We start from the raw sequence: 22,824 nt of genomic DNA, 5'->3' as shown, positions 1-22,824 counted from the left end.
ATAACAGCGAGTGTGCTGAACTTTGATAATATTTGGCAGGCTCAGCGCTGGCTGAGCTTCCACTTTGCTGAACTTGACCGTGCTTCGGCAAACTCAGAAGATGCCCATCAGCCAGAATGCCAAACTTTGATAAAGTATGGCATTCTCAAGCCTATTAATTTTTGAGCTTACCTAAGGGCTTTTATATTCGGTAGAGTCAGACTTCGCTGACTCTTCACTTTACCCAAGACCATCTCACTTCAGCAGACTGAAATGCCCTTGTCATTTCACCTTACCGAAAACCTCCCTTCTTCGGTATTCTCGACTACTAAGACTTGCCGAGTCTACCTAAGATGGCATATTTATTTTCAAGAACAGTAAAAAGCCAGCTCCTCAAATGGGAACTGGCTTTTCTTAGTCTTCCTCAATAAACATAAAGGTATCTCCATTATGCAGGTTGTCCAGTAATAAATGATAATACTCGTCAATCTTTCCGATGACATTCACTCGTTTATCAGCTGAGTAATTAGCTTTGGTTATCTGAACTTCACCTGAATAACGAAGATAATGCTCATTATCCATAGTGACTGTTCCTTTGGGTCTATCTTCTGTATGAGTCGGCAAAACTTTTCTGCCAGGCTGTGCGTACTCCCTTGATTCCTGAACGCGAATCAGCTTACTGGGAGAATCAACCCTGACAGTAAACGGCTGATGATACAGGTAGGCATCCTCCTCCGAAAACTGAACTGGAAGACGTATAATGCCGTCCTCAGTATAGGCATGAACCCTATCCAGTTCTGTTGGAGAAAGTGTCAGATCCCCTACAAATATCTTTTCAATACTGTAGTTCTTAACCAAATCTACATACTGAGCATACGGTGATTGCCCACGATGATGTTCCAATGAAGGCAAACCTTCGAACAGCGGTCCTCTTAACTCTGTATCTCCAGCTATAAAAGCAGCGACTTCTCCTTCAGCAGAACGTATCCCTTCATTCATTTGAACGAATTGGTCCGCATCAAGTCCTGTCTCCGGTCTCGGATAGAAATTGTGCATGTATAAGGCATGTGGAAACCTGAGCTGCTTTGCATCGACTGTTGAAGCGTTGAATGTCATAGCCAACGCTTCTCCCAGTTCGATTTTATCAAAATCAAAGCCGTAATCTAAACGGACATTGTCCAGTTTAAGTCTTTTAGCCAAAGTCAGTAAGGACGCTTCTTCAAATTTTTGTATGGTAACGGGTGAAACGTCTGCCAGAATAACGAAGTCGTTCTCACTAAGCCACTGACACATTGCTTCCACCTTCGCAACATAATCCGGCGACATTTCTTCACTCATGTGTAAGGAAGTAAAGACGGGATACTGTTGCCCTTTAAGCTTCTCGAGTGCTTCTTTCTGTTTGTCAAAGTGAGAAACGTAGACCGAGAATCCTAATTGTTTAGACATGTTCAATGTCCTTCGCTTTTATAAAGGCACGTGTAATGATAAATCCACCGATATAAGAAATGATTATACCGATACCGTAATGCAGTATGCCTGACCCTTGCATTAATGGAAGAGCTACCCAGCCTGAAGGTCCCCATGCATTTGCCATGACACCCATCAGCATAACGTAGGCTCCACCGAATCCGGATCCAAGACCTGCTGTAATAAATGGTTTACCTAGTGGCAAGGTAACGCCGTAAATCAACGGTTCACCAATACCGAGAATCCCTGCAGGCAACGCACCTGAGATGACTTGTTTCAGACGTCTGTTTCCTACTTTTTTAGCAATCATATAAATAGCAATTGCTGCTCCAACTTGTCCAGCTCCAGCCATTGCCAGTACCGGGAAGAGCGATACGCCACCCAATGCTTCCAGCTGAATAGCATAAATTGGAATTAAGCCGTGGTGTAATCCCAAGAGAACCATCGGCAGGAAGACTGCCGCCAGTATATAGCCTGAGATAACGCTGACTATCATATTTTCTGATCCGATAATTATACTTAAAGCACTGACTAACCAGTCTGACAGGAATCCTGAAACAGGCATGATGACGAAGGCCATCAATAGAATGGTCACTAGCAAGGTAATGACAGGTGTCAGAATCAGATCGAGAACATCCGGTACACGTTTACGTACGGCTCTTTCTATCTTGGCTAAAATGAATACGCCAAAGATAACCCCGATAATTCCGCCTTTTCCTGTAGTCAGTATAGAGTTTAGTGGTTCTTCCGCATCATATAAACCAACTAAAGTAGATAAATCAATAAGAGGTGCGGCAATTGACGCGGCCCCTACCATTCCACCTAAAGCTTCCGTCGCTCCGAAACGCTTAGCCGCATTCACACCAGTAAAGATTGCGAAGTAACCTAAGAAACTGTTACCAATCAAAGCAAAGGTCAGACGTATACCTTCCCAGACATCGCCGGATATCGTCCCTTCACCCATCATTGTTCCAATCAAGCTGCTGAACCCTTGGAAAATACCAGCAGCGATAATAGCAGGAATCATTGGAATAAAGATGTTCGCTATTGTCTCCAATGCATTTTTCAGCTTGCCTTGGCTTTGACGGTCCTTAACTGACTGTTTGTTGTCCTGCCAGTTATTTGAAGAATCAGATGAAGCAGGCACATTGTATTTCTCAACGAGTAAGTCAGCCAGTTTTTTTGCTTTTCCTGGTCCAACAACGACTTGAAGTGTATCTGCATCTACAACTCCCATAACCCCTTCAGTATTCTTAAGGGTATCATGCTGAATTTTTTCTTTATCTTTGATATTAATACGCAGGCGAGTCATACAGTTTGTTGCCGAATTAATGTTTTCCGAACCACCGACGGCTTCTACAATTTCCTGAATTAAGGTTTCATTATTTTTAACCATTGACTATTCTCCTTTTCTTATAGCGCTTTTCTTATGTGTCCATTCGATTCATTCAATCTTTCAGCAGCAGAGTCTTTGTCTGTATTCAATAAAATCATAATAATTGCTAACTTAACATTACCGTTACTCTCTGCTAGTTTTTTCTTAGCCGTATCCCTGTCCGCATCTGTAGCTTTCATCACAATATTTTCTGCACGAGAGACGAGTTTTTCATTTGTCGGCTGCACATCGACCATCAAATTTTTATATACTTTCCCTATGCCTACCATGGAAACAGTAGACAGCATGTTCAGAATCATTTTTTGCGTTGATCCTGCTTTTAATCGCGTAGAACCTGTCAGTACTTCCGGACCCGGAACAGCTTCAATTGCTATATTCGCAACCTTGCCTATTTCACTGTTTTTATTACAGGCGACAGCTACAGTAGGTGTGTTTATCTCATTGGCATACTGCAATGCACCAATAACATAAGGTGTACGTCCGCTAGCCGCAAGTCCAACCACTACATCATTCTCATTCAAATCAATTGCTTCTAAATCACTTTTACCCATTTCCAGACTGTCTTCCGACCCTTCAATTGCTTCTGTAAAAGCTCTCTGACCACCTGCTATCAAGCCTACAACTTGTTCTTTAGGGGTACCGAATGTGGGCGGACACTCAGCCGCATCCAATACACCTAGTCTTCCACTGGTTCCTGCACCTGTATAAATCAATCGTCCCCCCTTTTCGAGTTGGGAAATAATGATTTTAACAGCTTCTTCAATTTCTGGTATCACCTCCCCAATTGCTTCTGCCACATTTTTATCTTCCTGATTCATCACTGCCACTGCTTCTCTGACAGTCATTTCATCTAAGTTCATGGTGTTCGGATTTTGTTTCTCTGTTGCCATTTTTCCTAGTTCTACCACTATTCCTTCTCCTTTCTAATTTGAGTTTTCTCCAGTATTTCAAGAGACTGCTCATATTTTTTATTGATATAGGTGGTGTACAGTATATCGATGACATTCAGCTGCGCAATTCGGGAAGACATCGCTCCACTTCTGAAAGAAAATTCACTCGATGCGACGTATAATGATAAATCCGCCAGCTGATTGATGGGAGACTCTTCATTTTTTGTAATAGAGATAATAGTTGCTCCATTTTCTTTGGCCACTTCTGCACACGTTATCATTTCTTCAGTCTGTCCCGAATAAGAGATGACAAGTGCTAAATCCCTATCACTCATGTTTTTCGCCATCAGTAGCTGTGTATGCCAGTCTTCACTGACATAAGACATTTTATTGATCCGGGTAAATTTCAGCTGGGCATCTTTCGCTACAATCAGCGATGCTCCGATTCCAAAAATAGACAGTTTTTCACACCGCAGCATTTCTTCTACACATCTCTTAATCACATTGACATCCATGAGCTGCGACGTTTCTTCAAGAGAAAGAATATTCTTGTGTGTCACTTTTCGGATAATATCTTCGCCTTCATCATCCCGGGTCAAGTCAGTGATGTTTTTTTCTTTATAATTGAGCCTTATAGCCTGTTCATAGATCAAATCTTTTGAAAAGTCCTTATATCCTTCATACCCAATCTTTTTACACAAGCGGATAATGGTGGATGGCGAGGAAAACGTCTTTTCTGCAAGCTTATAAATGGTTAACCTGCTCGTTTCCTCTGGACTTCTTAAAATATAATCAATGATTGTTGCTTCGGTTGAACTCGACTCTTTCTTGAATTCTTTAAGTCTGATTGTAGCTATAGCCATAGTCATTATCTCCTTATTCCTCTTCATCATATCAATATAAAACTTAGTGTCAATAAAACGCTTTCTTTGTGGTACATTGTACCTTACTATGAACCAAAATGTCCAAATCAACTCTCTTTTATGAAACTTTTAACCAAAAGTTGCTATTATTTAACTTATTTATTGTTAGGTATACTTTATAACCCTATCGACTAAACCTCCTCACTCCCCTATAATAAATAACAAAGAGGACGGTGGTACAATGACAGACTATTTTTTTGAGCTATATGATAATTTGGACCAGCTAGGGCCAGGGAGCAAAGAGTCCACACTCAAGGCGACTTCATTTGTGCCTATGGATGAACCACTGAAAATTCTTGATGTCGGTTGCGGGCGGGGAAGACAAACACTTTACCTTGCTGATCGATTTAAAGAATCTACGATTGTGGCCGTGGATAACCATCAACCATTTCTGGATTCACTCAATAATAAAATCAAGGCGAGAGGACTGGAGGACCGTGTGACAACAGTCTGTGCATCGATGGACCAGCTGCCCTTTGACGAAGACAGCTTTGATTTAATCTGGTCTGAAGGTGCTATTTATATTATGGGATTTGAGAATGGCCTGAAAGACTGGCGGAGGTATTTGAAACCTGGAGGAATCATTGCCTGTAGCGAAATCTGCTGGTTAAGCGATAGCCGCCCGAAAGCTCTACAAAAGTTCTGGGATGAAAGCTATGATGAAATGGCTACAGTTGAAGAAAAGCTGGCTGTCATTAAACGCAGCGGATTCATTACTCTCAGTCATTTTTTGCTGCCGAAAGCCGACTGGAGCATTCACTATTATGCACCTTTAGAAGGCAATATTGAGAAAATGAAACAGAAATATCCGAACAATCCAGAAGCTGAGGCTGTCATCCAAGAAAGCGAATTTGAAATCAGACTTTTTGAAAATTATGCAGACTACTACGGTTATGTCTTCTTTCTACTACAGAAAAACTGATATGGACATAAAAAATACTCCAGACGGCTTTGATACCGTTTGGAGTATTTCTTATCTGTCTAGGCTTTTACCCAGTTATTTGTCAGTTTAACGCCTGCTGCTTTAAATAGTGTGTAAATCGGGCAGCGCGCTTCTACCTGTTCTTCAAGGAGTTTAATGCGGTCATCTTCTTCGGATGTTTCCACTTTGACATTCACGATAACTTCTTCAAAGTAAGGCTGCACGTTAGGATCTCCCATGAAACCGCGTGGGTCAAATTCACCACTTACCGTAAAGGTCAATCTCTGCAAATCGAAATCCATTTCCCGTGCTGCCATGTTAGCTGTCACATTTTCACAAGATACGAGTGCTGCTAAAGCTGTCTGCATCGGATTAGGACCTGAATTCTTTCCGCCGAATTTTTCTGACTCATCCAGCACCAGCTCATGGTTGCCAGTTTTAGCCGTCAGAGCAAAGCCGTCCGTTTCTGCCTTGACTACAAATTTCATTTTATCCATTATCACTCATCCTTTTCTATCAAATTAGTCTACAGTTTTATTGTACCATCTTTGTTACTTATTTTAAATTAGTAACCTTTTATTAGAACTGCCGGATAGGCTCGGAGAATTCCGTATTAGACTTATTCGAACTCTATGATAAACTGAAAGCAAATCATATCCTTGGAGGCGACACATTATGGAAACAGCTCAACAGTGGATTGAGGAACTGAATCTCATCCCCCATCCGGAAGGCGGCTACTATAAGCAGACCGATAAAGCGGCGGAAGAGTATGAACAAAACGGACGTCAGCTTCCTTTGTATACCAACATCACTTTTCTGTTAACAGAAGACAGTCCGTCTCATTTTCACCAATTATCGTCAGATGAACTCTGGTTCTTTCATGCCGGCTCTCCTTTGACTGTTCATTCACTCATGAAAGACGGCAGTTACTGTCAGACAACACTTGGTACTGCACCTGAGCAAGGTCAGCGGCTCAATCATACGGTTTCTGCCGGAACCATTTTTGGTTCAACTGTTGAAAAAGGGTACGCCCTAGTCAGCTGCACAGTCGTCCCCGGCTTTGACTTTTCTGAATTCAAATTATTCACCAAAACAGAACTGTTAGATGAGCACCCTGAACATGAAGGCATTATAGAAAAACTGGCTTACGATCAGCTTCCTGAATAGGAGCGTGATCGTAAGCCAGTTTTTCTAGTTAACTCTGTGCTTGAGGCGAGTCAGGCTGCATTTCCATGAACTCCAGCCAGTTGCCGTCCGGGTCTTTAATCCAGAACTGATAGTTGTTGTCTTTTCCTTTTGAGAGCTCTGCAGCAAAAGGAATATTTTTGCTTTTCATGCGTTCCGCTTCTTTTTCTATATTATCCACTTCAAAGCAGATATGATCGACCTGGCTTTTTTCTTCTTTAGGTCCGTCATAGAAGAACTCCAGGAAAGAATCTTCTGCTACTTTTACATAAACAATCCAAGGCTTATCGTCGTCATCATATATCTCAAAGGCCTTTTTAAAGCCCAGCTTATCACAGTAAAACTTGAGCGTTTCCTCCATATCCACAACATGAAACCCTTTATGGTGAATGCCTTTAATCATTTGTACCCACTCTTCTCTTTTTTAGTTAACTTCATTATACGATATTTCAAAAAGCCAGCCTAATATTTAGTCTTTTTTCATGTTCAAAACGGTGACCGTTCCAAGGATAATACCCATCCCGACCATCTGTATCACTGTCAGAACTTCGCTCATGACTAGTACCCCAAACAGTGAGGCTGTGACGGGTTCCACCATGGCTGAAACAGAGGCCGCAGTCGGTGAGGCTTTTTCCAGACCTTCGACATATAAGAAGAAAGAGACCTCGGCTCCAAAAACTCCCAGTAATATCATCCATAACAAATCAGGTGAGGTCGTAACGGAAAGGGCTTCGTCAAAATCCATAAAAAACGGCAGGATCAAAGAGAACGTGAGAAAAGCTGTTATTAATATACTTTGCGGCTCACCGTGTTCCCCTGCTTTTTTAAAGCCGAATAAAAACATGGCGTAAGACAATCCAGCTCCTAGACCGGTCAAAATGCCAAAGAGGGTTACGCCTTCCGACCCCATATCATACACTTCGGTCATCAAGACGATACCGGCTGTTACCGCGCCTATCGCCAGCCATTTAAACAGTGTCGCCTTTTCAATGTTAAATATAAAGGATATCAGCAGGACGAAAATGGGTGCAGTGTACATTAAAGTTGCTGCTACAGCAATACTAGCCTCTGAAATACTCACCGCATAAAAGATAAAGTTCCCGGCCACACCAATACCTGCGACTAAGGACCACAGAATCAATTTCTTGTTCCAGCCCGAGGGCTTCAATGCATACCAGATACTCACCCCTATCATGCCGATAAATCCTCTATAAAACGAAATCGTGAGCGGATCCCAGCCCTTGTCCATTAGAAAACCGTACAAGCCGCCTGAGAGTCCCCAGAATATAGCAGCCAAAACGACGTAGCCTATTCCACCAAAATGCATAATAAATCCTCTATAACTGTTATTTTCGTAATAATAACTATATGTACTGATACATGTAAAGTTATACACCCGATACAAGGTGATTAACATATTATTCAAAATAACAGTTTAATACAATTGATACCACTTGTGAATTTCAATCAAAATTAGCAAAACAACATAACGCTAGACCATTCGCTTAGTATTTTCAAAAACACCTCATCAAAATGGCTATATTATGTAAAAAAGAGCAATTGCAGGAAATGACAATTGCTCTTTTTGTAGGTGAATAGACATTTATTATTCGAAGTCGATAATCAGTTTCAACGCCTTATTTTCAGAGGCATTTTCAAAAGTCTTATACGCCTCTAAAATATCATCAAAGTGATAGTGATGCGTCACCAGTTCCTTCGGCGTGATTTTACCTGATTCTACTGTCTTCAGTAGCATTGGTGTCGTATAGGTGCTGACCAAACCGGTTGAAATATTGATATTCTTGATCCACAGTGTTTCCAGATGCAGTTCCACGCTCTGGCCGTGTACACCGATATTGGCAATATTCCCTCCTGGAGCAATAATTTTCTGACAGATATCGAATGTCTGCGGATAGCCGACAGCCTCCATGGCTACGTCTACTCCAATGCCGTCTGTCATATCCATTATCTGCTTGATGGCATCATTTGCATCCTTGGAGTTGACCGTGTGGGTGGCACCAAACTTCTTGGACATTTCCAGTCGGTTCTCATCCAGATCAATCATAATAATTTTACCTGGTGAATAAAATTGAGCTGTCAGTAAAGCTGCCATGCCGATTGGACCGGCTCCAACAATAGCAACAGTAGAACCCGGTTCAACGTGAGCAGACAGCACCCCAATTTCCAGCCCGGTTGGCAGAATATCACTCAGCATAACCAGACTGTCATCATCCATCCCTTTTGGTACATGGTGGAGACTGTTATCCGCATGCGGAATACGCACATACTCTGCCTGCGTGCCATCAATCAAATGGCCTAAAATCCATCCGCCGTCCTCACAGTGAGCATAAAGTCCCTTTTTACAGTAGTGGCATTTTCCACAGGATGTAACGCAGGAAATGAGTACCTTGTCCCCTACTTTGAAATTGGATACCCCACTGCCGACTTCCTCTACAACTCCGACTCCTTCATGTCCAATGGTCAATCCATTTGGAACCTCAGGTACGTGACCCGCCATAATGTGCAAGTCTGTCCCACAGATAGTTGATTTGACAAGCTTGACGACTGCATCTGTACTTTTTTCTACCTCGGGTTTCTCCTTATCCAAAACTTCTTTCTTATCTACTCCAGCAAACGAAAGCGCCTTCATTTTATTTCCTCCTTTTCCCTTATGTACTAACTACAACTGCCTAATGCTCATATCTGAACAATTATATTCACGTTTACCTTAAAAGAACGACAGCATTCCGGCAATCAATATCCTCAGTATTATTTAATTTTTTCACAAACAAAAACAATCATCTTTATTAAGCTATTGCAGCCCAGAACAAGACGATTGTTTCACTTTTTGTCTTAAAATGTATCTCTTTGATTACGCAAGTCGGTGAACATACTCAAATCTCTTGCCTGCATAAATAAGTTGATGTGCTTCTCTTTTTTAATTGTTGACGGCAGTGTTGGCTGGTCTTTTTCCCGAAGATTCCTGACTTCTTTAAGAGCTGTTTCGATTTCCTTGTTTTCCGGTTCAATGGACTGAGCAAAGCGCAAATTGGTTTCAGTATACTCATGACCTGCATAAACCTTTACTTCGCCTTCCAGCGAGTTGAAAAATTTCAGGGCATCAAACTGGGCCTGATAGTCTTTCGTGAAAACGCGGCCGCAGCCGGCAGAAAATAAGGCATCGCCGCAAAAGAGGTGCTGGTCCATTAAATAGCTGATGTGCTCTTCTGAGTGTCCCGCTGTTTTAATAACGTCTACCTTTTTACCAAAAAGTTCGAACTGGTCGCCGTCTTTTACCACCTCAGTCACTAGACTCTCCGTTTCAATTGGTCCATATACGGGAGTATCAGGATAACTTTCCAGAACTTTTTCAAGTCCGTCGATATGATCATGATGTTTGTGTGTCAGTAAAATCGCGTTCAGATTAAACTCATTCTGCTTTAAGTAGTGTAGGACGCCCTCTGCTTCTCCGGGATCGACTACCACTGCTTCTTTTCCTTCTTCAATCACCCAAATATAATTATCAGATAATGCTTTGATTGGAATAACCTTCATCCGTTTCACTCCTAATCCTAAAAATGTATACTGTTCTTATTTTAGTATAGCAGATTGCATTTATTTGAGAGAATTATTGGATTTTATAACAATCGTTCTTTCTAAGCGCGTTTAAAAAAGCCTTGATTTGACAACGAAAACAGAAAATTTACTTTGATACTCAAAATATATTTCTATGTGTCTCAATTTCTGCTATTATATTCCTATAAGAAGTTTATAGGGGGAAATGATTTATGGTTGAATTCAAACAGAATATTCGGGGTAATGTGGCTTTAGGGGTCAATCCGGTAGGTTTGAAGCAGGAAGTTTTAAATCAAATAAATTACGTTAAAAGTAAAGGAACTTATAATGCACCGAAAAAAGTACTGATTATTGGTGCTTCATCAAGTTACGGACTCGCAACTCGCATCAGTCTCGCTTTTGGTGCCGGTGCAGATACAATTGGTGTCTCTTTTGAAAAAGGACCGAAAAGTGAACGTAACTTGGGAACAGCCGGCTGGTACAATAATACTGCCTTCAAAGAAGCCGCTGAAAAAGAAGGCCTGATTGCCAAGAACTTTGTCATGGATGCCTTCAGTCATGAAAGCAAGCAGCAAGTGATTGACTATATCAAGGAAGAGTTTGGCGGAAAAGTCGACTTGGTTGTCTACAGTCTCGCAAGCGGTCGCCGAACAGATCCGGATACTGGAGAAACCTACACCTCCTCTATTAAATCAATTGGCGAGAGCGTCGTTGGTCCAAACATTAACATGCAAAAAGAAGAGTTTTTCACCGATACACTTGAACCTGCGACAGAACAGGAAATAGCTGATACCGTTAAAGTCATGGGCGGTGAAGACTGGGAACTGTGGATGAAAGCATTGAAAGAAGCGGATGTTTTAAGTGAAGGCGTTCTGACGACAAACTACTCCTATTTGGGCAGCGAACTGAACCGTCCTTACTACGGTGGCGGAACATTGGGTCGTGCGAAAGCCGACTGCGATGAAAAAGCAGACAACATCAATGAACTGCTTACTGACATCAACGGGAAAGCGCTGATTGTTGTAGCGACTGCCGTTACGACTAAAGCCAGCTCCGTTATTCCTTTCTTCCCTGTCTACTGCATCGGCTTGTACAAAGTGATGGAAGAAAAAGGAACGCACGAGACACCTATCATGCATCAGGACCGCATTTACCGTGACATGATTTACGGTGAGAATCCTGAGTATGATGAAAAAGGCCGTCTGAGACCGGACAGCTGGGAACTGGACAGCGATACCCAAGCTAGGGCAAAAGAACTTATTTATAAATTAAATCAGGACAACTTCAATTCCGACATGACGGCTTATGACCTCTTCTATAAAGAATTCTCTAACTTGAGCGGCTTTATGGTCGATAATTATGAAGAACAGGATGTCACAATTGACGACCTGAAAGCAATGGAATATTAGTATTAAGTCAAATATGAGAAAAGAGACCAGCATCCGTAGACGCTGGTCTCTTTTTTCTTTTTGTAAAAGATTTTTAAGCCTTGAGAGTCGTGTCTTTTTAAACTAAACTTTTATTCGGAACTACTTTTCCGGTAAATGACTAAAACTTTTCCAAATACGCTGTCATCGACACAACTTTCTTACTAAAATTGAAAAACTCATACCGATAGCGGTTAATCGGCATGAGTTTTTCCTTATTGTCGCTTTACTTGTATCAATTAAGTGCTAATCGACACAAGTATAGCGAAATAACAGCGGATAAAGCGTGTCCTGATGAAACTGACACACTTTAACACCTTATCACAGTCCCCACCGACAGCTTTTTATGTCAACATGCGTAGCATCTCTCATAGGTACCCCTTCAGCCTCCAGTAACGCCCACTGCTCTTTCCATCCCGGAGCCGGACGTCCTGCGTGATTGACTACACGGTGACAAGGATAACTACCGTAAAAATCAGCTTGACTCAGAACTTTTCCCACTAGTCGGGCACTCTTTTCTCTCCCAATCAGCCGGGCAATCTGACCATACGTCGCAACTTTTCCTCGGGGTATTTCGTCTACTACTGATAGAATTTCGTAAACTAACTGTTCATCCATGAGTGCCCTCCTGCATCATTTCTTATAGACATATATTAGCCTTAGTTATTAAGATTATGATACCCTTAATATAATTGTATTATATTAACACTTCGACCACAAACTGTTTCACATGAAACAAAATGATGAAATTCCTCGTTATTACTTTAAAAAGTCCTCCAGAGATTTCCTGGAGGACCTGGATTTACTTAAACCATTTCTTTTTCCATGAAGAACAGAGACAAGCCGCCCAGACCGACATGGGTTCCTACAGCGACGCCCATCTGCATAATGTAAATGGTGCCGTCGAAGTCTGTCTCCTGCACAAGCTTTTCTTTCAGCTCCAAGGCAATGTTTTCGTCATTTGAATAGCCGATGATAATAAAGTTCGTCCATTTCGTATCGACCCGTTTCTTAAATTCTTCGACGTAATACTTCAGAGCTTTTTTAGTCCCTCTAACTTTGGCCTCAATATGTCCTTTCGCATCTTTCATACTCATGATGGGTTTCACTTTTAAAAGGCTGCCGATAAACGCACCCGTATTTGAGATGCGTCCGCTTTTCGTTAAGTTATGCAAATCATCCACGCATAAAAAGTGTTTCACTTGTTTTTTATGTGTTTCATTGAAAGCTACCAGATCTTCAAATGTATAGCCTTCTGCAAGCAACTGAGCCGATTTAAGCACCAGCCAGCCACTGCCATGACTCATGGACCAGGAATCGACCACATGGATTTTTACATCTGAATCTTCGTATTTTTCATAAAACGTATCTCGTGCGAGTTCAGCCGTTTGATAGGACGCACTTGTCCCACTCGACATACAGATACACAAGAATTCATTATAGCCCTCTGCCATCGCCTCTTCAATAATACTCAAGTAGGTATCCGGACTGGGAGCGCCTGTCGTCGGCAATTTTTCCATATCAGGCAGGCGTTCAAAAAACTGATCTGAGGTTATGTCTATTTTATCACGGTAGTTAGCGCCTTCAATTTCAATATTTAACGGTGCCACGCCAATGTTATACCGTTCGATAATCTCCTTGGATAAATCACACGTCGAATCTGCCATAAGTTTAATCATTTTAATTTCCCCTTTTTTATCCCTTTTAAAAACCTGGGGACTTTGATTTATTATAATGCATTCGGAACAGATAATATACTAATTATTTTAAGTAAGTAAAAAGGACACCCAAATCAAATTGGAATGTCCTTTTTCTAAATGTTACTAGCATAGATCGCTTCTTAATGCCAATACCTCTTTTAATAGCTGGGCGGTCCTGTTACTTGCGTGCTTTACGGACTTTCAGTGTTTTTCCTTTAACCGTGCGGTCCTGCATTTCGGAAATGACATATGGGCCTTTGCCGTTCATGATTTCAACATAGGTGACATTTTCCTGAATCGTGATAATGCCGATATCGTCAGCTGACAAATCCTTAATACTTGTCAGTGTGCCGACGAAATCAACTGCGCGCAGTTTTTTCTTCTTGCCGCCATTAAAGTAAACCTTGGTAATGTCCTTGTTCAGCTCTTTATTACGGGCTTTTTTAGGCGCTACGCGTGTAGTCAGTTTCTTTTGAAAAGCGGTCATGGCACGAGCGACTAAACGTTCTTTGGGGGCAAACACTTCAGTGACTTCTTGTGAGTCATCAAAAGCATAGTCTTGTGTTTCTTCCCATCGTTTCTGATCTTTGTCACTGACCAGCGTTAACGCCAGTCCCGTTTTACCTGCACGACCTGTTCGGCCCGTTCGGTGTGTGTAACTCTCTTTTTCAAAGGGTACATCAAAGTTGACGACATGCGTTACACTATCGATGTCAATTCCACGAGCAGCCACATCGGTTGCGACCAAGTAACGAATTTTTCCATAGCGGAAATCATCCAGTACGGCCAGACGGTCATCCTGGTCCATCCCACCGTGCAGCTTATCAATCGGCAAGCCTGCTTTGTTCAAATACTGCTCAACCGAATCGACGACGTCTTTTGTATTGCAAAAGATGATACAGGCATCGGGATTTTCAATCGTTAATAAGTCCAATAGCTGTTTTTCTTTAGTGTCTTCGTCCACTTTAATGTAAGAGTGTACGATTTTAGGCGTATTCTGCTCTGACTGTTCCATTTTTACAGTTGCTCGGTCATCGCTCATGTAAAAGCTGGCCAGGCGTTCGATTTCTGATGGCATGGTGGCTGAAAACAGCATCGTCTGGCGATTGGTCGGCAACTGTCCGATAATCTCTTCCACTTCATCAATAAAGCCCATATTGAGCATTTCATCCGCCTCATCCAGGACGAGACTGCTGACTTTATCCACCTTCAGCGTGCCTTCTCTTAGATGTTCCAGCATCCGGCCCGGCGTCCCAACCACAATATGGCTTTTCTGCTTCAGTTCAGATTTCTGTGTTTTAAAAGAGGACTTTCCAAATACCGCCGTCACCTTTATCCGTTTCAACCGGCCGATATTCATAAGGTCGTCCTTAACCTGCAAAGCCAGTTCACGTGTTGGTACTAAAATGATGGCCTGCGGTTTGTTTTCTTCCCATTCTACCTGTTCACAAAGGGGAATACCAAAAGCGACGGTCTTCCCGCTTCCTGTTTGAGACTCAACTAATACGTCCTGTTTTTCCAAAGCCAACGGAATAACTGCTTCCTGTACCGCCGTTGGATTGTAATAACGTAAACTCGTCAGTGCTTTCACTATCTCGGGACTGATCCCGAAAGTTTCAAATGATTGTTTAATGTTATTCTCCTGCTTTCTTTTCTAAAGCTGAATTGCTCTGAAGCATTCAGCTGCTTGACTGTATGATTAAAGTTGTGCAGACCCCTTGTATGGAATCTGCCGCGGTCTAGAGTTTACCACGTTGGGCCGGGATTATAAATGGTTTTGTTAGTAATAAGAGGTATAATCGCTTTTATGTCGGAAATAAATCAGATTACATACTTACAGATTATTATTTATAAACAACTGAATAATCAGTCGGGGCATGCTATAGTAAACTTAAACCACCTGTAGTACCAATGATAGAATATAACTGCCTACCAGTACGAGACTGAATCGAAATCAAGTCGCAACTCTTTAGGAACACTCACTAAGGTTAGGAGAAAACATATGGATAACCATAAACCTATACTCAATAAACTGTTTTGGCCAACTATTCTTATGCTGCTTTTTCTGACGGCCTGTTCACGCGCTTCCGTTCAGGACTACGATAACCCTGACTTTGTCGAAGTAACCTTTCACGGCTTAGAGAGCGAGTCCAGTCATTCCATCACTAATTTGGAAGACGAGCTCTTTTATATGAATCCGATGCCCGTCATTGACTACTACGACAATGGAACCTGGAGAGAAGTAGATGAAGAATGGGGTACAGGTACAAACAGTTTAGGCGCTTACCCGATTTTTCCTGAAAGTACGGAGGACATCATGCCTTATTTCAGTTCGGCTACGCGTTCAATAGAGGACCCTGGTTCTTACAGAATCCGCCACCATGCCTGGTTTGGTAACGAATCGCCTATACCCGACGCAGGAGATGACGAGACTTTCACTATCGTTATCCCTTTTGAGATAGACGAATAAAATAATACATTCTGTCCTTTAGTATTTAACTCGCACAGCCTAAGAAATGCGTATATATCCAATTCATGCTAGAATAAATAGAGAAACTATTATGGAGGATGATACCATGAACCAAGAACTTGTTGAAATTTGCCTGCGTGTTAGAGACATTGAAGCGACTTTAGACTTCTACACTAACCTGTTTGATTTTGAAGTGGCTAGCCGCAGAGAATTCCCGGAAAATAAATTCGATTTAATTTACCTGAATTCTCCCGGCTCTTCTGTACAGATTGAGCTCACTTACAACTATGATGCCGATCCATACACTATCGGAGACGGCTTCAGTCACTTAGGCGTGAAAGTTGATGACCTGGAAAAAATGCACGACATCTGTAAAGAATCTGCCTACAAAACAGGCGACTTAAAAGGCCTGTCCGGCGGCACACCAAGCTACTTCTTCGTCACAGACCCAGATGGCTACAGAATTGAAGTTAAGCGTAGAAAATAGTTTGGATAGATAGAATGAAAGCAAGCACACCGGCTGATGCCTGGGTGCTTGCTTTTTGTCCCTTATCTAAAACTAATTTCCATTAATATATCGATTATAAAAAAACATAGTTCCAGATAGACCTAATATCCCTACTATAGTAAGTAATGGCACTTGTTCTGCATACACCATGCCAATAACGAAAAGCATGAAACACAACAGTATACCTAATATATCGTAAAGATTACATTTTGTAGTAGGTGGAGCTGTTTCTTTTTCACGTTTACCATTAGAGAGCAGCTCATCTATGTCGCACGAAAATAATTCCGCCAACTTTTTAAGGTTAGCCATCGACGGTACTGATTTACCTGTTTCCCATTTCGATACTGCTTGTCTACTAACCTGCATTTTCTCAGCCACATACTCCTGTGAAAAATTCTTCTCTTTTCTTTTTTCTCTAATATTTGTCCCTAAAGACACACTTTTCGATAAAGTCCATATAATTGTGTAAAAGTAAAAAGGCCATGTAAACGTCCTTTTACGGTACAATGTTTTTAACCACAAAAACATACCCAGGAGGACTTTACATGACCCAAGTACATTTTACACTGGAAACAGAAGATATACAAAGCCTAATTGACCATTCGGTCAAAGATAATGCAGCCAAGCAAATCCTACAAACCGTTTTTAACCAATTAATGGAAGAGCAGCGTACGGATTACATTCAAGCAACCAGTTACGAACGTTCAGATGACCGTAAAAGCCAACGTAACGGCTATTACGATAGAGAGTTGACGACTCGTGTGGGTACGCTAGAATTGAAAGTCCCTCGCACGCGTGACGGTGAATTTTCTCCAACTGTATTTGAACGTTATCAGCGCAACGAGAAGGCTCTTTTGGCTTCAATGTTAGAAATGTATGTCTCTGGTGTATCTACTCGAAAAGTGTCTCAAATTGTTGAGGAACTGTGCGGTAAATCAGTCTCTAAATCCTTTGTTTCTAGCTTAACAGAACAACTAGATCCATTGGTCTCCGAGTGGCAAAACCGCTCACTATCCGACACAGTATTTCCTTACATTATGACCGACGTCATTTACATCAAGATTAGAGAACATCATCGTGTGGTATCTAAAAGCTGCCATATAGCGGTTGGTATTTCTGAAGAAGGTGAGCGAGAAATCATCGGATTTATGATTCAAGATAACGAAAGTGATGAAACCTGGTCTCTCTTCTTCGACTACCTTAAAGCCAGAGGGTTAAATGGCGTAAAGCTGGTGATTTCTGATGCCCACAAGGGCTTAGTTAAAGCGATCAAACAATCATTTACCCACGCTTCATGGCAACGATGTCAGGTACACTTTATGCGTAACATCCTTAGCTGTATTCCTAAGAAAGAATCAAAACCTTTCAGAGAAGCGGTTAAGGTCCTGTTTAAATTGACAGATGTTGAAATGGCCCGAAAGGCCAATAATAATCTGGTCAACGGCTGTATAGAACAACCGAAATACCAAAAAGCCTGTGAAAAGTTGGACGAAGGCTTCGAAGATGCCTTTCGATACGTAGTGGTTGGTCAGGTTCAATCGAGATTAAAGAGCACAAACCTGCTTGAACGGCTAAATGAAGAAATTAGACGCAGAGAGAAAGTTATTCGAATCTTTCCTAACCACGCCTCTGCCAATCAATTAATTGGCGCAGTTCTTATCGATCGTCACGAAGACTGGCTAAACTCTACTTGAAAATATATTAAATTTTGACCGCGAGATTAAGACACGAAAACAGTGTACTGTATTTTACACAATATTATGGACTTGACTTTCATACAAGCAACTAGCGCGCAACTTCTAGTTGATTATTCATTAAATAGAAAATGTTCTTCCCCAAAGTAGATGTATTGTCCAATTTCTCTTTTTAAAATAGGTCTTCAACCGTCTCGATCAGTAATTCATTGAAAGCCCTCTGTCTGTCCGACTGTATGGCTTTTGGATTGACCAGCATACTGACATAAAACTCCGGGGCATCGGTCAGCTCCAGCTTGACTATATCTGTCCGGTCCCTGACCAGGGAGTCAATCATAAGGCCGGCAGTCATGCCGGACGCAATCATTGAATTGGCTGTTTGTATTTCATTAGTATAGTGAATATGGGACTCGTCAATCTGATGCTCTTTAGCCCATTTTTCAAAAATACGCTGATGGGTGTATCCTTTCGCTAAAGTCACAAAGTTTGTTTCCTTGAGCATCCGGGAATTAATTCGCTTGTAACCAGCCAATGGATGACTGGGAGAAACCCAAAGGTGCAACTTCTTTTGAGCAATGGGTGCTTGAATCAGGTGGCTGTCTTCCATTGTCTTTTTGTCGCTCCCGACAATTGCCGCTGTTACCTCTCCTTTTTGGACCAGTTCATACATTGCATCAGAACTTTCTTCTTCTAAAAATTTCAGATCAGAGAGGTATTCCGTGAGCTGTGGCATGATTTGTGGTAGGAAATGCCCTCCAATGGTTGGAAGGAAACCGAGGGTTACTACTTTAGACCCTAAACTGTCCATATCTTTTTTCGTCTGATCAAGCAGATCGGTGATTTCAATGCACCGTTTAAAAAACAATTCTCCTGCCTCGGTGAGTTCGACACTTTTTGAAGAACGATCACGATTGATCAAACTCAATCCGAATTCGGTCTCCAGTCTCTTTAGTGCAATCGATATAGAGGGCTGAGATATGTAAAACGCTTCCGCTGTTAGGGTGAAACTCCTTGTTTCGGCTAATTTTCGAAAGTAATATAGATCCGGATTCTTCATCAGTAAGCTGTCTCCTTTATTTAGTGAGTATAATCACGATATTATTACTTATAAGTGATATTTATAATAGCATAAAAATTCTATATTTTCTATTTTGTAAACGCTTGCTATATTGAATGTGTAGACAGCGCTTACACTGTCAAACTACTTTCTTTGTTTTTTCTGGGAATTTTCTAGAAGCTTGTCGACAGCTTCTAATCTGGTTAATAGTTTATCTGTTGTCATAATTTTACAAGTAAATATGGAGGTGTCTTTTTGAAGATTATCAAGCAGTTATTCTGGCTCTTTACGTTCTCTTTTGCTGGAGAAGTTTTATCATACCTTAGTCCAGTGGCAGTACCCGGCAGTGTTCTCGGTATGGTACTAATGTTTCTGGCCCTGCAGTTTAACTGGATAAAAATGGAACAAGTAGAAGAGGCTGGAGAATGGCTAACCAATAACATGGCCATCCTGTTTATCCCTGCTGGTGTCGGTCTGATGACCAACTTCGGCATCATCAGTTCAGTCTGGTGGCAGCTATTAATCGTTATCTTTGTATCCACTACACTGATGATTGCTCTAGTCGGTGTCACTGTCCAGGCAATTATTAGAAAATCACACAAAAAAGCAGCGCAAGTCTCTAATTCTCCGCTGGCATGGAAAGGAGAGCGTGCCATTGATTGAACAGCTCACATCCAACCCATTTTTTGGAATCGTTCTCTCGGTCTCTTTGTATCTGATGGGACAGAAACTGCACAAAAGATGGCCGATTCCGCTCTTTACCCCTTTAGTTTTTGCAATCGTCATGACGATTGTGATTCTACTGGCTTTCGGTATTTCTTATGAGTCCTACTTTAATGGTGGGCAGTACATTAACATGTGGATCACACCTGCGACAGTCGCTTTAGCCATCAAGTTGAAGAAAAATATTGAGCACCTGAAAAAGAATGTCACGGCTATTCTTTCGGGTATTGGGATTGGTGTCATTTTTCATACAGTCATCATCGTTATACTGAGTCTACTCTTCCAGTTTAACGAAGAGCTAGCCGCTACCCTCTTTCCCAAGTCGGTCACCACAGCTATTGCATTAGGAGTGTCTGAATCCCTTGGAGGCATTGCTTCACTGACTGTTGCCGTCGTCGTCTTTACTGGCGTCTTGGGCGCCGTTATTGGTCCAACTCTATTTAACTGGCTCAACATAACTGATCCCGTTGCCCAAGGTGTAGCCATGGGTTCAGGCTCTCACGCCATGGGAACAACTAAGGCGATTGAGATGGGCGATGTCCAGGGCGCTATGTCAGGCCTATCCATTGTTTTAACTGGTATCGCTGTCGTTATCTTGGCTCCTTTTGGGCTTATGCTGATTCAATTATTCTTTTAAAAAAACATGACACATATAGCATTAATCACTCAAATAATACACACTTAAAATGGAGGAATTAACAATGGAACAAACATACGTTATGGAATACAAGGCACCCTCAGAAGTAAAGGAAATCAACGTGGTCAATACGTATGAACTGGAAATGATGGCAGGGGAAATCGTTCCTCAAGGAGGCTTTGACTATATTTCTGGCGGGTCTGGCGATGAATACACACTCAAGCAAAATGTCGACTGTTTCAATCACAAGGGAATTCTGCCACGCGTATTGGCCGATGTCGAAAATCCTGAAACAGAAACGTCCATAATCGGCCACAACATAAAGGCTCCTTTCATCATGGCACCTATAGCTGCTCACGGACTGGCTCACCAAAGTAAAGAAGCCGGCACAGCAAGAGGTGTATCTGAATTCGGTACCATCATGTCTATTAGTGCATACTCGGGTGCGAAATTTGAAGAAATTGAAAAAGGGTTGAATGGATCCCCACGCTGGTTCCAGCTTTATATGAGCAAGGACGATGAAATCAACAAAATGATTGTTGATGAAGCCAAAGCTGATGGTGCTACAGCTATTATTCTGACTGCTGACGCAACGATAGCCGGAAATAGAGAAAAAGATATCCGCAACAAGTTTGTCTATCCTTTCGGCATGCCCATTGTATCCCGTTACCTGACCGGTGCTGGTGAGAAGATGTCTCTGAACAATATTTATGCGCAATCAAAACAGAAAATCAGCCCTAGAGATGTAGAATTTCTATCTGACTATTCCGATCTGCCTATATTCGTCAAAGGGGTCCAGTCAGCTGAAGATGCGCTGCTAGCCATTGGTGCCGGAGCTGCTGGAATCTGGGTTTCCAATCACGGTGGCCGTCAGCTTGACGGTGCTCCGGGGTCCTTTGAAACTTTAGAAAATATCTCCAAAGCTGTCCAAGGTCGTGTCCCAATTGTCTTTGACTCCGGTATCCGTCGCGGTGAGCATATTTTTAAAGCCCTCGCTTCCGGTGCCGACGTCGTTGCCATTGGACGCCCAGCCCTTTATGGACTCGCTTTAGGCGGATACAAAGGTGTAAAAAGTGTCTTTGAATACTTCGAAAAAGACTTGAAGCGCGTCATGCAGCTAGCTGGAACCCAGACTGTAGAAGATATCAAGCAGACAAAACTATATGACATAAAATAAAGCCCCCACACAACAAAAGCACAGGATCAGAGAAGTATTCTCCGGGTCCTGTGCTTTTTTCTTTCAGTGGTTTACGAAGCGCACATTCTAGGAACAAGGAAACTGTTCACTCATCACATTTCCCCTCATAAATAAATGCTTAATATGTATTGAACAGGAAAGGTGCTGCAGCAACAATCTGAAATGAACATATCTTTTATGTTAGACAGACTATTGTACTCGTTTTGAATCTCATTTTATTCGTATGTTATTGCCACTTTATAGCCAAGATTAGTAAAGAAACCTTCAAGGACTTTTTCTGCACTTTTTTCAGCTGTTTCTAATATTCCCATATTTACAGCTTCTTCTTTAATTTCCTCTTGTGCTATCCCTGCCAAATCAAATCCTTCATCCCATTTTACTTCTCCTCTTAATAGTCCTGTACCTGACCACGTTCTAATACTGTCCATTTGAATTGCTGGATCCTGTATAAAGGTTGCTCTTGGTAAAATAATTTCTAACTCCATTTCTTCTTCATTAACTATAATTTGCTCTGACGTCACCTTTTCAAGATCAACTCCAGCAATGACTGTGGCTGGAATAATTAATAAGATTTCTCTCTGTGTACCAGGTATGAAATTTATCGGAATATCCTTGCCAAAAAGTTTATGATCGACTTCTTCTTTGACCAATGTCACTTTCGCTTCAGCTGTAGCAAGAAAGGCTAATTCTTGAATCTGTTCAACAAAAATTGTCGTTTCCGTCATTTGTGCGCCTCTAGGATATAACATAAAAGCGACAATACTTATAACGGGCACTAATACAGCTAATAATAGCTTCCTACCAAACTTGCTAATCAAACTGGGTGCTAATATAGATGAGCGTTTTCGTTTCTTGTTATTCATTCTTGAAGACTCAGTATTCGATTTATTCATTCTTCTCATAGTATTTCCACCTCACTTTGTCAGTATTATATTATGTATCGTTTCACTAGTGTTGCATTAAAATAGTAACCTGTTCCATGGCATAAAAAAATCCTTTATACTAGTACTTGGATGACTTATCCAAGACCAATACAAAGGATCTACGCATGGATAAGTATAAAACAAAAATG

At 41.6% G+C, this 22,824-nt stretch carries 23 protein-coding genes and 1 pseudogene; 9 read left to right on the top strand and 15 right to left on the bottom strand.

Going from position 1 to position 22,824, the window contains the following annotated elements:
* Positions 1 to 393: 393 nt before the first annotated feature.
* From ACYVLS_RS07340 to ACYVLS_RS07325, 4 genes are read right to left on the bottom strand one after another with little or no spacing between them, the layout of a single operon-like run.
* Complete coding sequence (locus ACYVLS_RS07340; RefSeq protein ID WP_460323061.1) at positions 394 to 1,425, bottom strand: MupG family TIM beta-alpha barrel fold protein; 1,032 nt, start codon at positions 1,423 to 1,425, stop codon at positions 394 to 396.
* Complete coding sequence (locus ACYVLS_RS07335; RefSeq protein ID WP_460323058.1) at positions 1,418 to 2,842, bottom strand: PTS transporter subunit EIIC; 1,425 nt, start codon at positions 2,840 to 2,842, stop codon at positions 1,418 to 1,420. The genes ACYVLS_RS07340 and ACYVLS_RS07335 overlap by 8 nt, the downstream gene beginning before the upstream one ends.
* Before the next feature lie 17 nt (positions 2,843 to 2,859).
* Positions 2,860 to 3,732 (bottom strand): N-acetylmuramic acid 6-phosphate etherase, encoded by an 873-nt coding sequence (gene murQ, locus ACYVLS_RS07330; protein ID WP_460323101.1) that lies wholly within the window; start codon positions 3,730 to 3,732, stop codon positions 2,860 to 2,862.
* 17 nt (positions 3,733 to 3,749) lie between these two features.
* Positions 3,750 to 4,595, bottom strand: coding sequence for a MurR/RpiR family transcriptional regulator (locus tag ACYVLS_RS07325; protein WP_460323056.1), 846 nt, complete (start codon positions 4,593 to 4,595; stop codon positions 3,750 to 3,752).
* Between the two features lie 241 nt (positions 4,596 to 4,836).
* On the opposite strand from ACYVLS_RS07325, the gene ACYVLS_RS07320 reads away from it, so the two are divergent.
* Positions 4,837 to 5,577 carry a class I SAM-dependent methyltransferase gene (locus ACYVLS_RS07320; RefSeq protein ID WP_460323053.1) on the top strand — a complete coding sequence of 247 codons (741 nt, stop codon included), beginning with the start codon at positions 4,837 to 4,839 and terminating at the stop codon, positions 5,575 to 5,577.
* 59 nt (positions 5,578 to 5,636) lie between these two features.
* On the opposite strand, the gene ACYVLS_RS07315 is transcribed toward ACYVLS_RS07320, so the two are convergent.
* Positions 5,637 to 6,074: an OsmC family protein gene (locus tag ACYVLS_RS07315; protein WP_460323051.1), complete on the bottom strand. Its 438-nt coding sequence runs from the start codon at positions 6,072 to 6,074 to the stop codon at positions 5,637 to 5,639.
* A 178-nt stretch (positions 6,075 to 6,252) separates the two neighbouring features.
* Between ACYVLS_RS07315 and ACYVLS_RS07310 the strand changes: the two genes are divergently transcribed.
* Positions 6,253 to 6,744 carry a cupin domain-containing protein gene (locus ACYVLS_RS07310; protein ID WP_460323049.1) on the top strand — a complete coding sequence of 164 codons (492 nt, stop codon included), beginning with the start codon at positions 6,253 to 6,255 and terminating at the stop codon, positions 6,742 to 6,744.
* 28 nt (positions 6,745 to 6,772) lie between these two features.
* Here ACYVLS_RS07310 and ACYVLS_RS07305 read toward each other — a convergent pair whose 3' ends face one another.
* From ACYVLS_RS07305 to gloB, 4 genes are all read right to left on the bottom strand, one after another.
* The gene (locus ACYVLS_RS07305; protein ID WP_460323047.1) at positions 6,773 to 7,165 is read right to left on the bottom strand and encodes a VOC family protein; all 393 of its coding nucleotides are present in this window, start codon (positions 7,163 to 7,165) and stop codon (positions 6,773 to 6,775) included.
* Between the two features lie 66 nt (positions 7,166 to 7,231).
* Positions 7,232 to 8,089 (bottom strand): DMT family transporter, encoded by an 858-nt coding sequence (locus ACYVLS_RS07300; protein WP_460323044.1) that lies wholly within the window; start codon positions 8,087 to 8,089, stop codon positions 7,232 to 7,234.
* Between the two features lie 279 nt (positions 8,090 to 8,368).
* Positions 8,369 to 9,412 (bottom strand): zinc-dependent alcohol dehydrogenase family protein, encoded by a 1,044-nt coding sequence (locus ACYVLS_RS07295; protein ID WP_460323042.1) that lies wholly within the window; start codon positions 9,410 to 9,412, stop codon positions 8,369 to 8,371.
* A gap of 203 nt (positions 9,413 to 9,615) precedes the next feature.
* On the bottom strand, positions 9,616 to 10,317 hold the full coding sequence (gene gloB / locus ACYVLS_RS07290; protein WP_460323040.1) for a hydroxyacylglutathione hydrolase: 702 nt from the start codon (positions 10,315 to 10,317) through the stop codon (positions 9,616 to 9,618).
* Between the two features lie 233 nt (positions 10,318 to 10,550).
* Here gloB and fabV point away from each other — a divergent pair, with 233 nt between their 5' ends.
* The gene (gene fabV, locus ACYVLS_RS07285; protein ID WP_460323038.1) at positions 10,551 to 11,747 is read left to right on the top strand and encodes an enoyl-ACP reductase FabV; all 1,197 of its coding nucleotides are present in this window, start codon (positions 10,551 to 10,553) and stop codon (positions 11,745 to 11,747) included.
* A 339-nt stretch (positions 11,748 to 12,086) separates the two neighbouring features.
* Here the strand turns inward: fabV and ACYVLS_RS07280 are convergent, their stop codons facing one another.
* The 3 genes from ACYVLS_RS07280 to ACYVLS_RS07270 all read right to left on the bottom strand — a co-directional run bounded on the left by ACYVLS_RS07280 (position 12,087) and on the right by ACYVLS_RS07270 (position 15,056).
* The gene (locus ACYVLS_RS07280; protein ID WP_460323036.1) at positions 12,087 to 12,383 is read right to left on the bottom strand and encodes an MGMT family protein; all 297 of its coding nucleotides are present in this window, start codon (positions 12,381 to 12,383) and stop codon (positions 12,087 to 12,089) included.
* Positions 12,384 to 12,571: 188 nt separating this feature from the next.
* The gene (locus ACYVLS_RS07275; protein WP_460323034.1) at positions 12,572 to 13,444 is read right to left on the bottom strand and encodes a DegV family protein; all 873 of its coding nucleotides are present in this window, start codon (positions 13,442 to 13,444) and stop codon (positions 12,572 to 12,574) included.
* 199 nt (positions 13,445 to 13,643) lie between these two features.
* Positions 13,644 to 15,056: a DEAD/DEAH box helicase gene (locus tag ACYVLS_RS07270; protein WP_460323031.1), complete on the bottom strand. Its 1,413-nt coding sequence runs from the start codon at positions 15,054 to 15,056 to the stop codon at positions 13,644 to 13,646.
* A 411-nt stretch (positions 15,057 to 15,467) separates the two neighbouring features.
* Here ACYVLS_RS07270 and ACYVLS_RS07265 point away from each other — a divergent pair, with 411 nt between their 5' ends.
* Both ACYVLS_RS07265 and gloA read left to right on the top strand, forming a co-directional pair.
* Positions 15,468 to 15,935, top strand: a complete 468-nt coding sequence (locus ACYVLS_RS07265) for a hypothetical protein (protein ID WP_460323029.1) — start codon at positions 15,468 to 15,470, stop codon at positions 15,933 to 15,935.
* Between the two features lie 106 nt (positions 15,936 to 16,041).
* A complete protein-coding gene (gloA, locus tag ACYVLS_RS07260; protein WP_460323027.1) occupies positions 16,042 to 16,422 on the top strand; it encodes a lactoylglutathione lyase in 381 nt (126 codons plus the stop codon).
* Positions 16,423 to 16,494: 72 nt separating this feature from the next.
* On the opposite strand, the gene ACYVLS_RS07255 is transcribed toward gloA, so the two are convergent.
* A complete protein-coding gene (locus ACYVLS_RS07255; RefSeq protein ID WP_460323025.1) occupies positions 16,495 to 16,881 on the bottom strand; it encodes a helix-turn-helix domain-containing protein in 387 nt (128 codons plus the stop codon).
* 107 nt (positions 16,882 to 16,988) lie between these two features.
* On the opposite strand from ACYVLS_RS07255, the pseudogene ACYVLS_RS07250 reads away from it, so the two are divergent.
* Positions 16,989 to 18,213: pseudogene (locus ACYVLS_RS07250) on the top strand (IS256 family transposase).
* Between the two features lie 96 nt (positions 18,214 to 18,309).
* Here the strand turns inward: ACYVLS_RS07250 and ACYVLS_RS07245 are convergent.
* Complete coding sequence (locus ACYVLS_RS07245; protein ID WP_460323023.1) at positions 18,310 to 19,194, bottom strand: LysR family transcriptional regulator; 885 nt, start codon at positions 19,192 to 19,194, stop codon at positions 18,310 to 18,312.
* A 255-nt stretch (positions 19,195 to 19,449) separates the two neighbouring features.
* Here ACYVLS_RS07245 and ACYVLS_RS07240 point away from each other — a divergent pair, with 255 nt between their 5' ends.
* The 3 genes from ACYVLS_RS07240 to ACYVLS_RS07230 all read left to right on the top strand — a co-directional run bounded on the left by ACYVLS_RS07240 (position 19,450) and on the right by ACYVLS_RS07230 (position 21,731).
* Positions 19,450 to 19,857: a CidA/LrgA family protein gene (locus tag ACYVLS_RS07240; protein ID WP_460323020.1), complete on the top strand. Its 408-nt coding sequence runs from the start codon at positions 19,450 to 19,452 to the stop codon at positions 19,855 to 19,857.
* Positions 19,850 to 20,554: an LrgB family protein gene (locus tag ACYVLS_RS07235; RefSeq protein ID WP_460323018.1), complete on the top strand. Its 705-nt coding sequence runs from the start codon at positions 19,850 to 19,852 to the stop codon at positions 20,552 to 20,554. Before ACYVLS_RS07240 ends, ACYVLS_RS07235 begins: the two co-directional genes overlap by 8 nt.
* 64 nt (positions 20,555 to 20,618) lie before the next feature.
* Positions 20,619 to 21,731, top strand: coding sequence for an alpha-hydroxy-acid oxidizing protein (locus tag ACYVLS_RS07230; RefSeq protein ID WP_460323016.1), 1,113 nt, complete (start codon positions 20,619 to 20,621; stop codon positions 21,729 to 21,731).
* Between the two features lie 236 nt (positions 21,732 to 21,967).
* Here ACYVLS_RS07230 and ACYVLS_RS07225 read toward each other — a convergent pair whose 3' ends face one another.
* Positions 21,968 to 22,654 carry a DUF4230 domain-containing protein gene (locus tag ACYVLS_RS07225; RefSeq protein ID WP_460323014.1) on the bottom strand — a complete coding sequence of 229 codons (687 nt, stop codon included), beginning with the start codon at positions 22,652 to 22,654 and terminating at the stop codon, positions 21,968 to 21,970.
* Positions 22,655 to 22,824 lie beyond the last annotated feature (170 nt).

This window comes from Alkalibacterium psychrotolerans (assembly GCF_054784355.1).
This window is presented reverse-complemented; position numbering and strand designations above follow the sequence as displayed.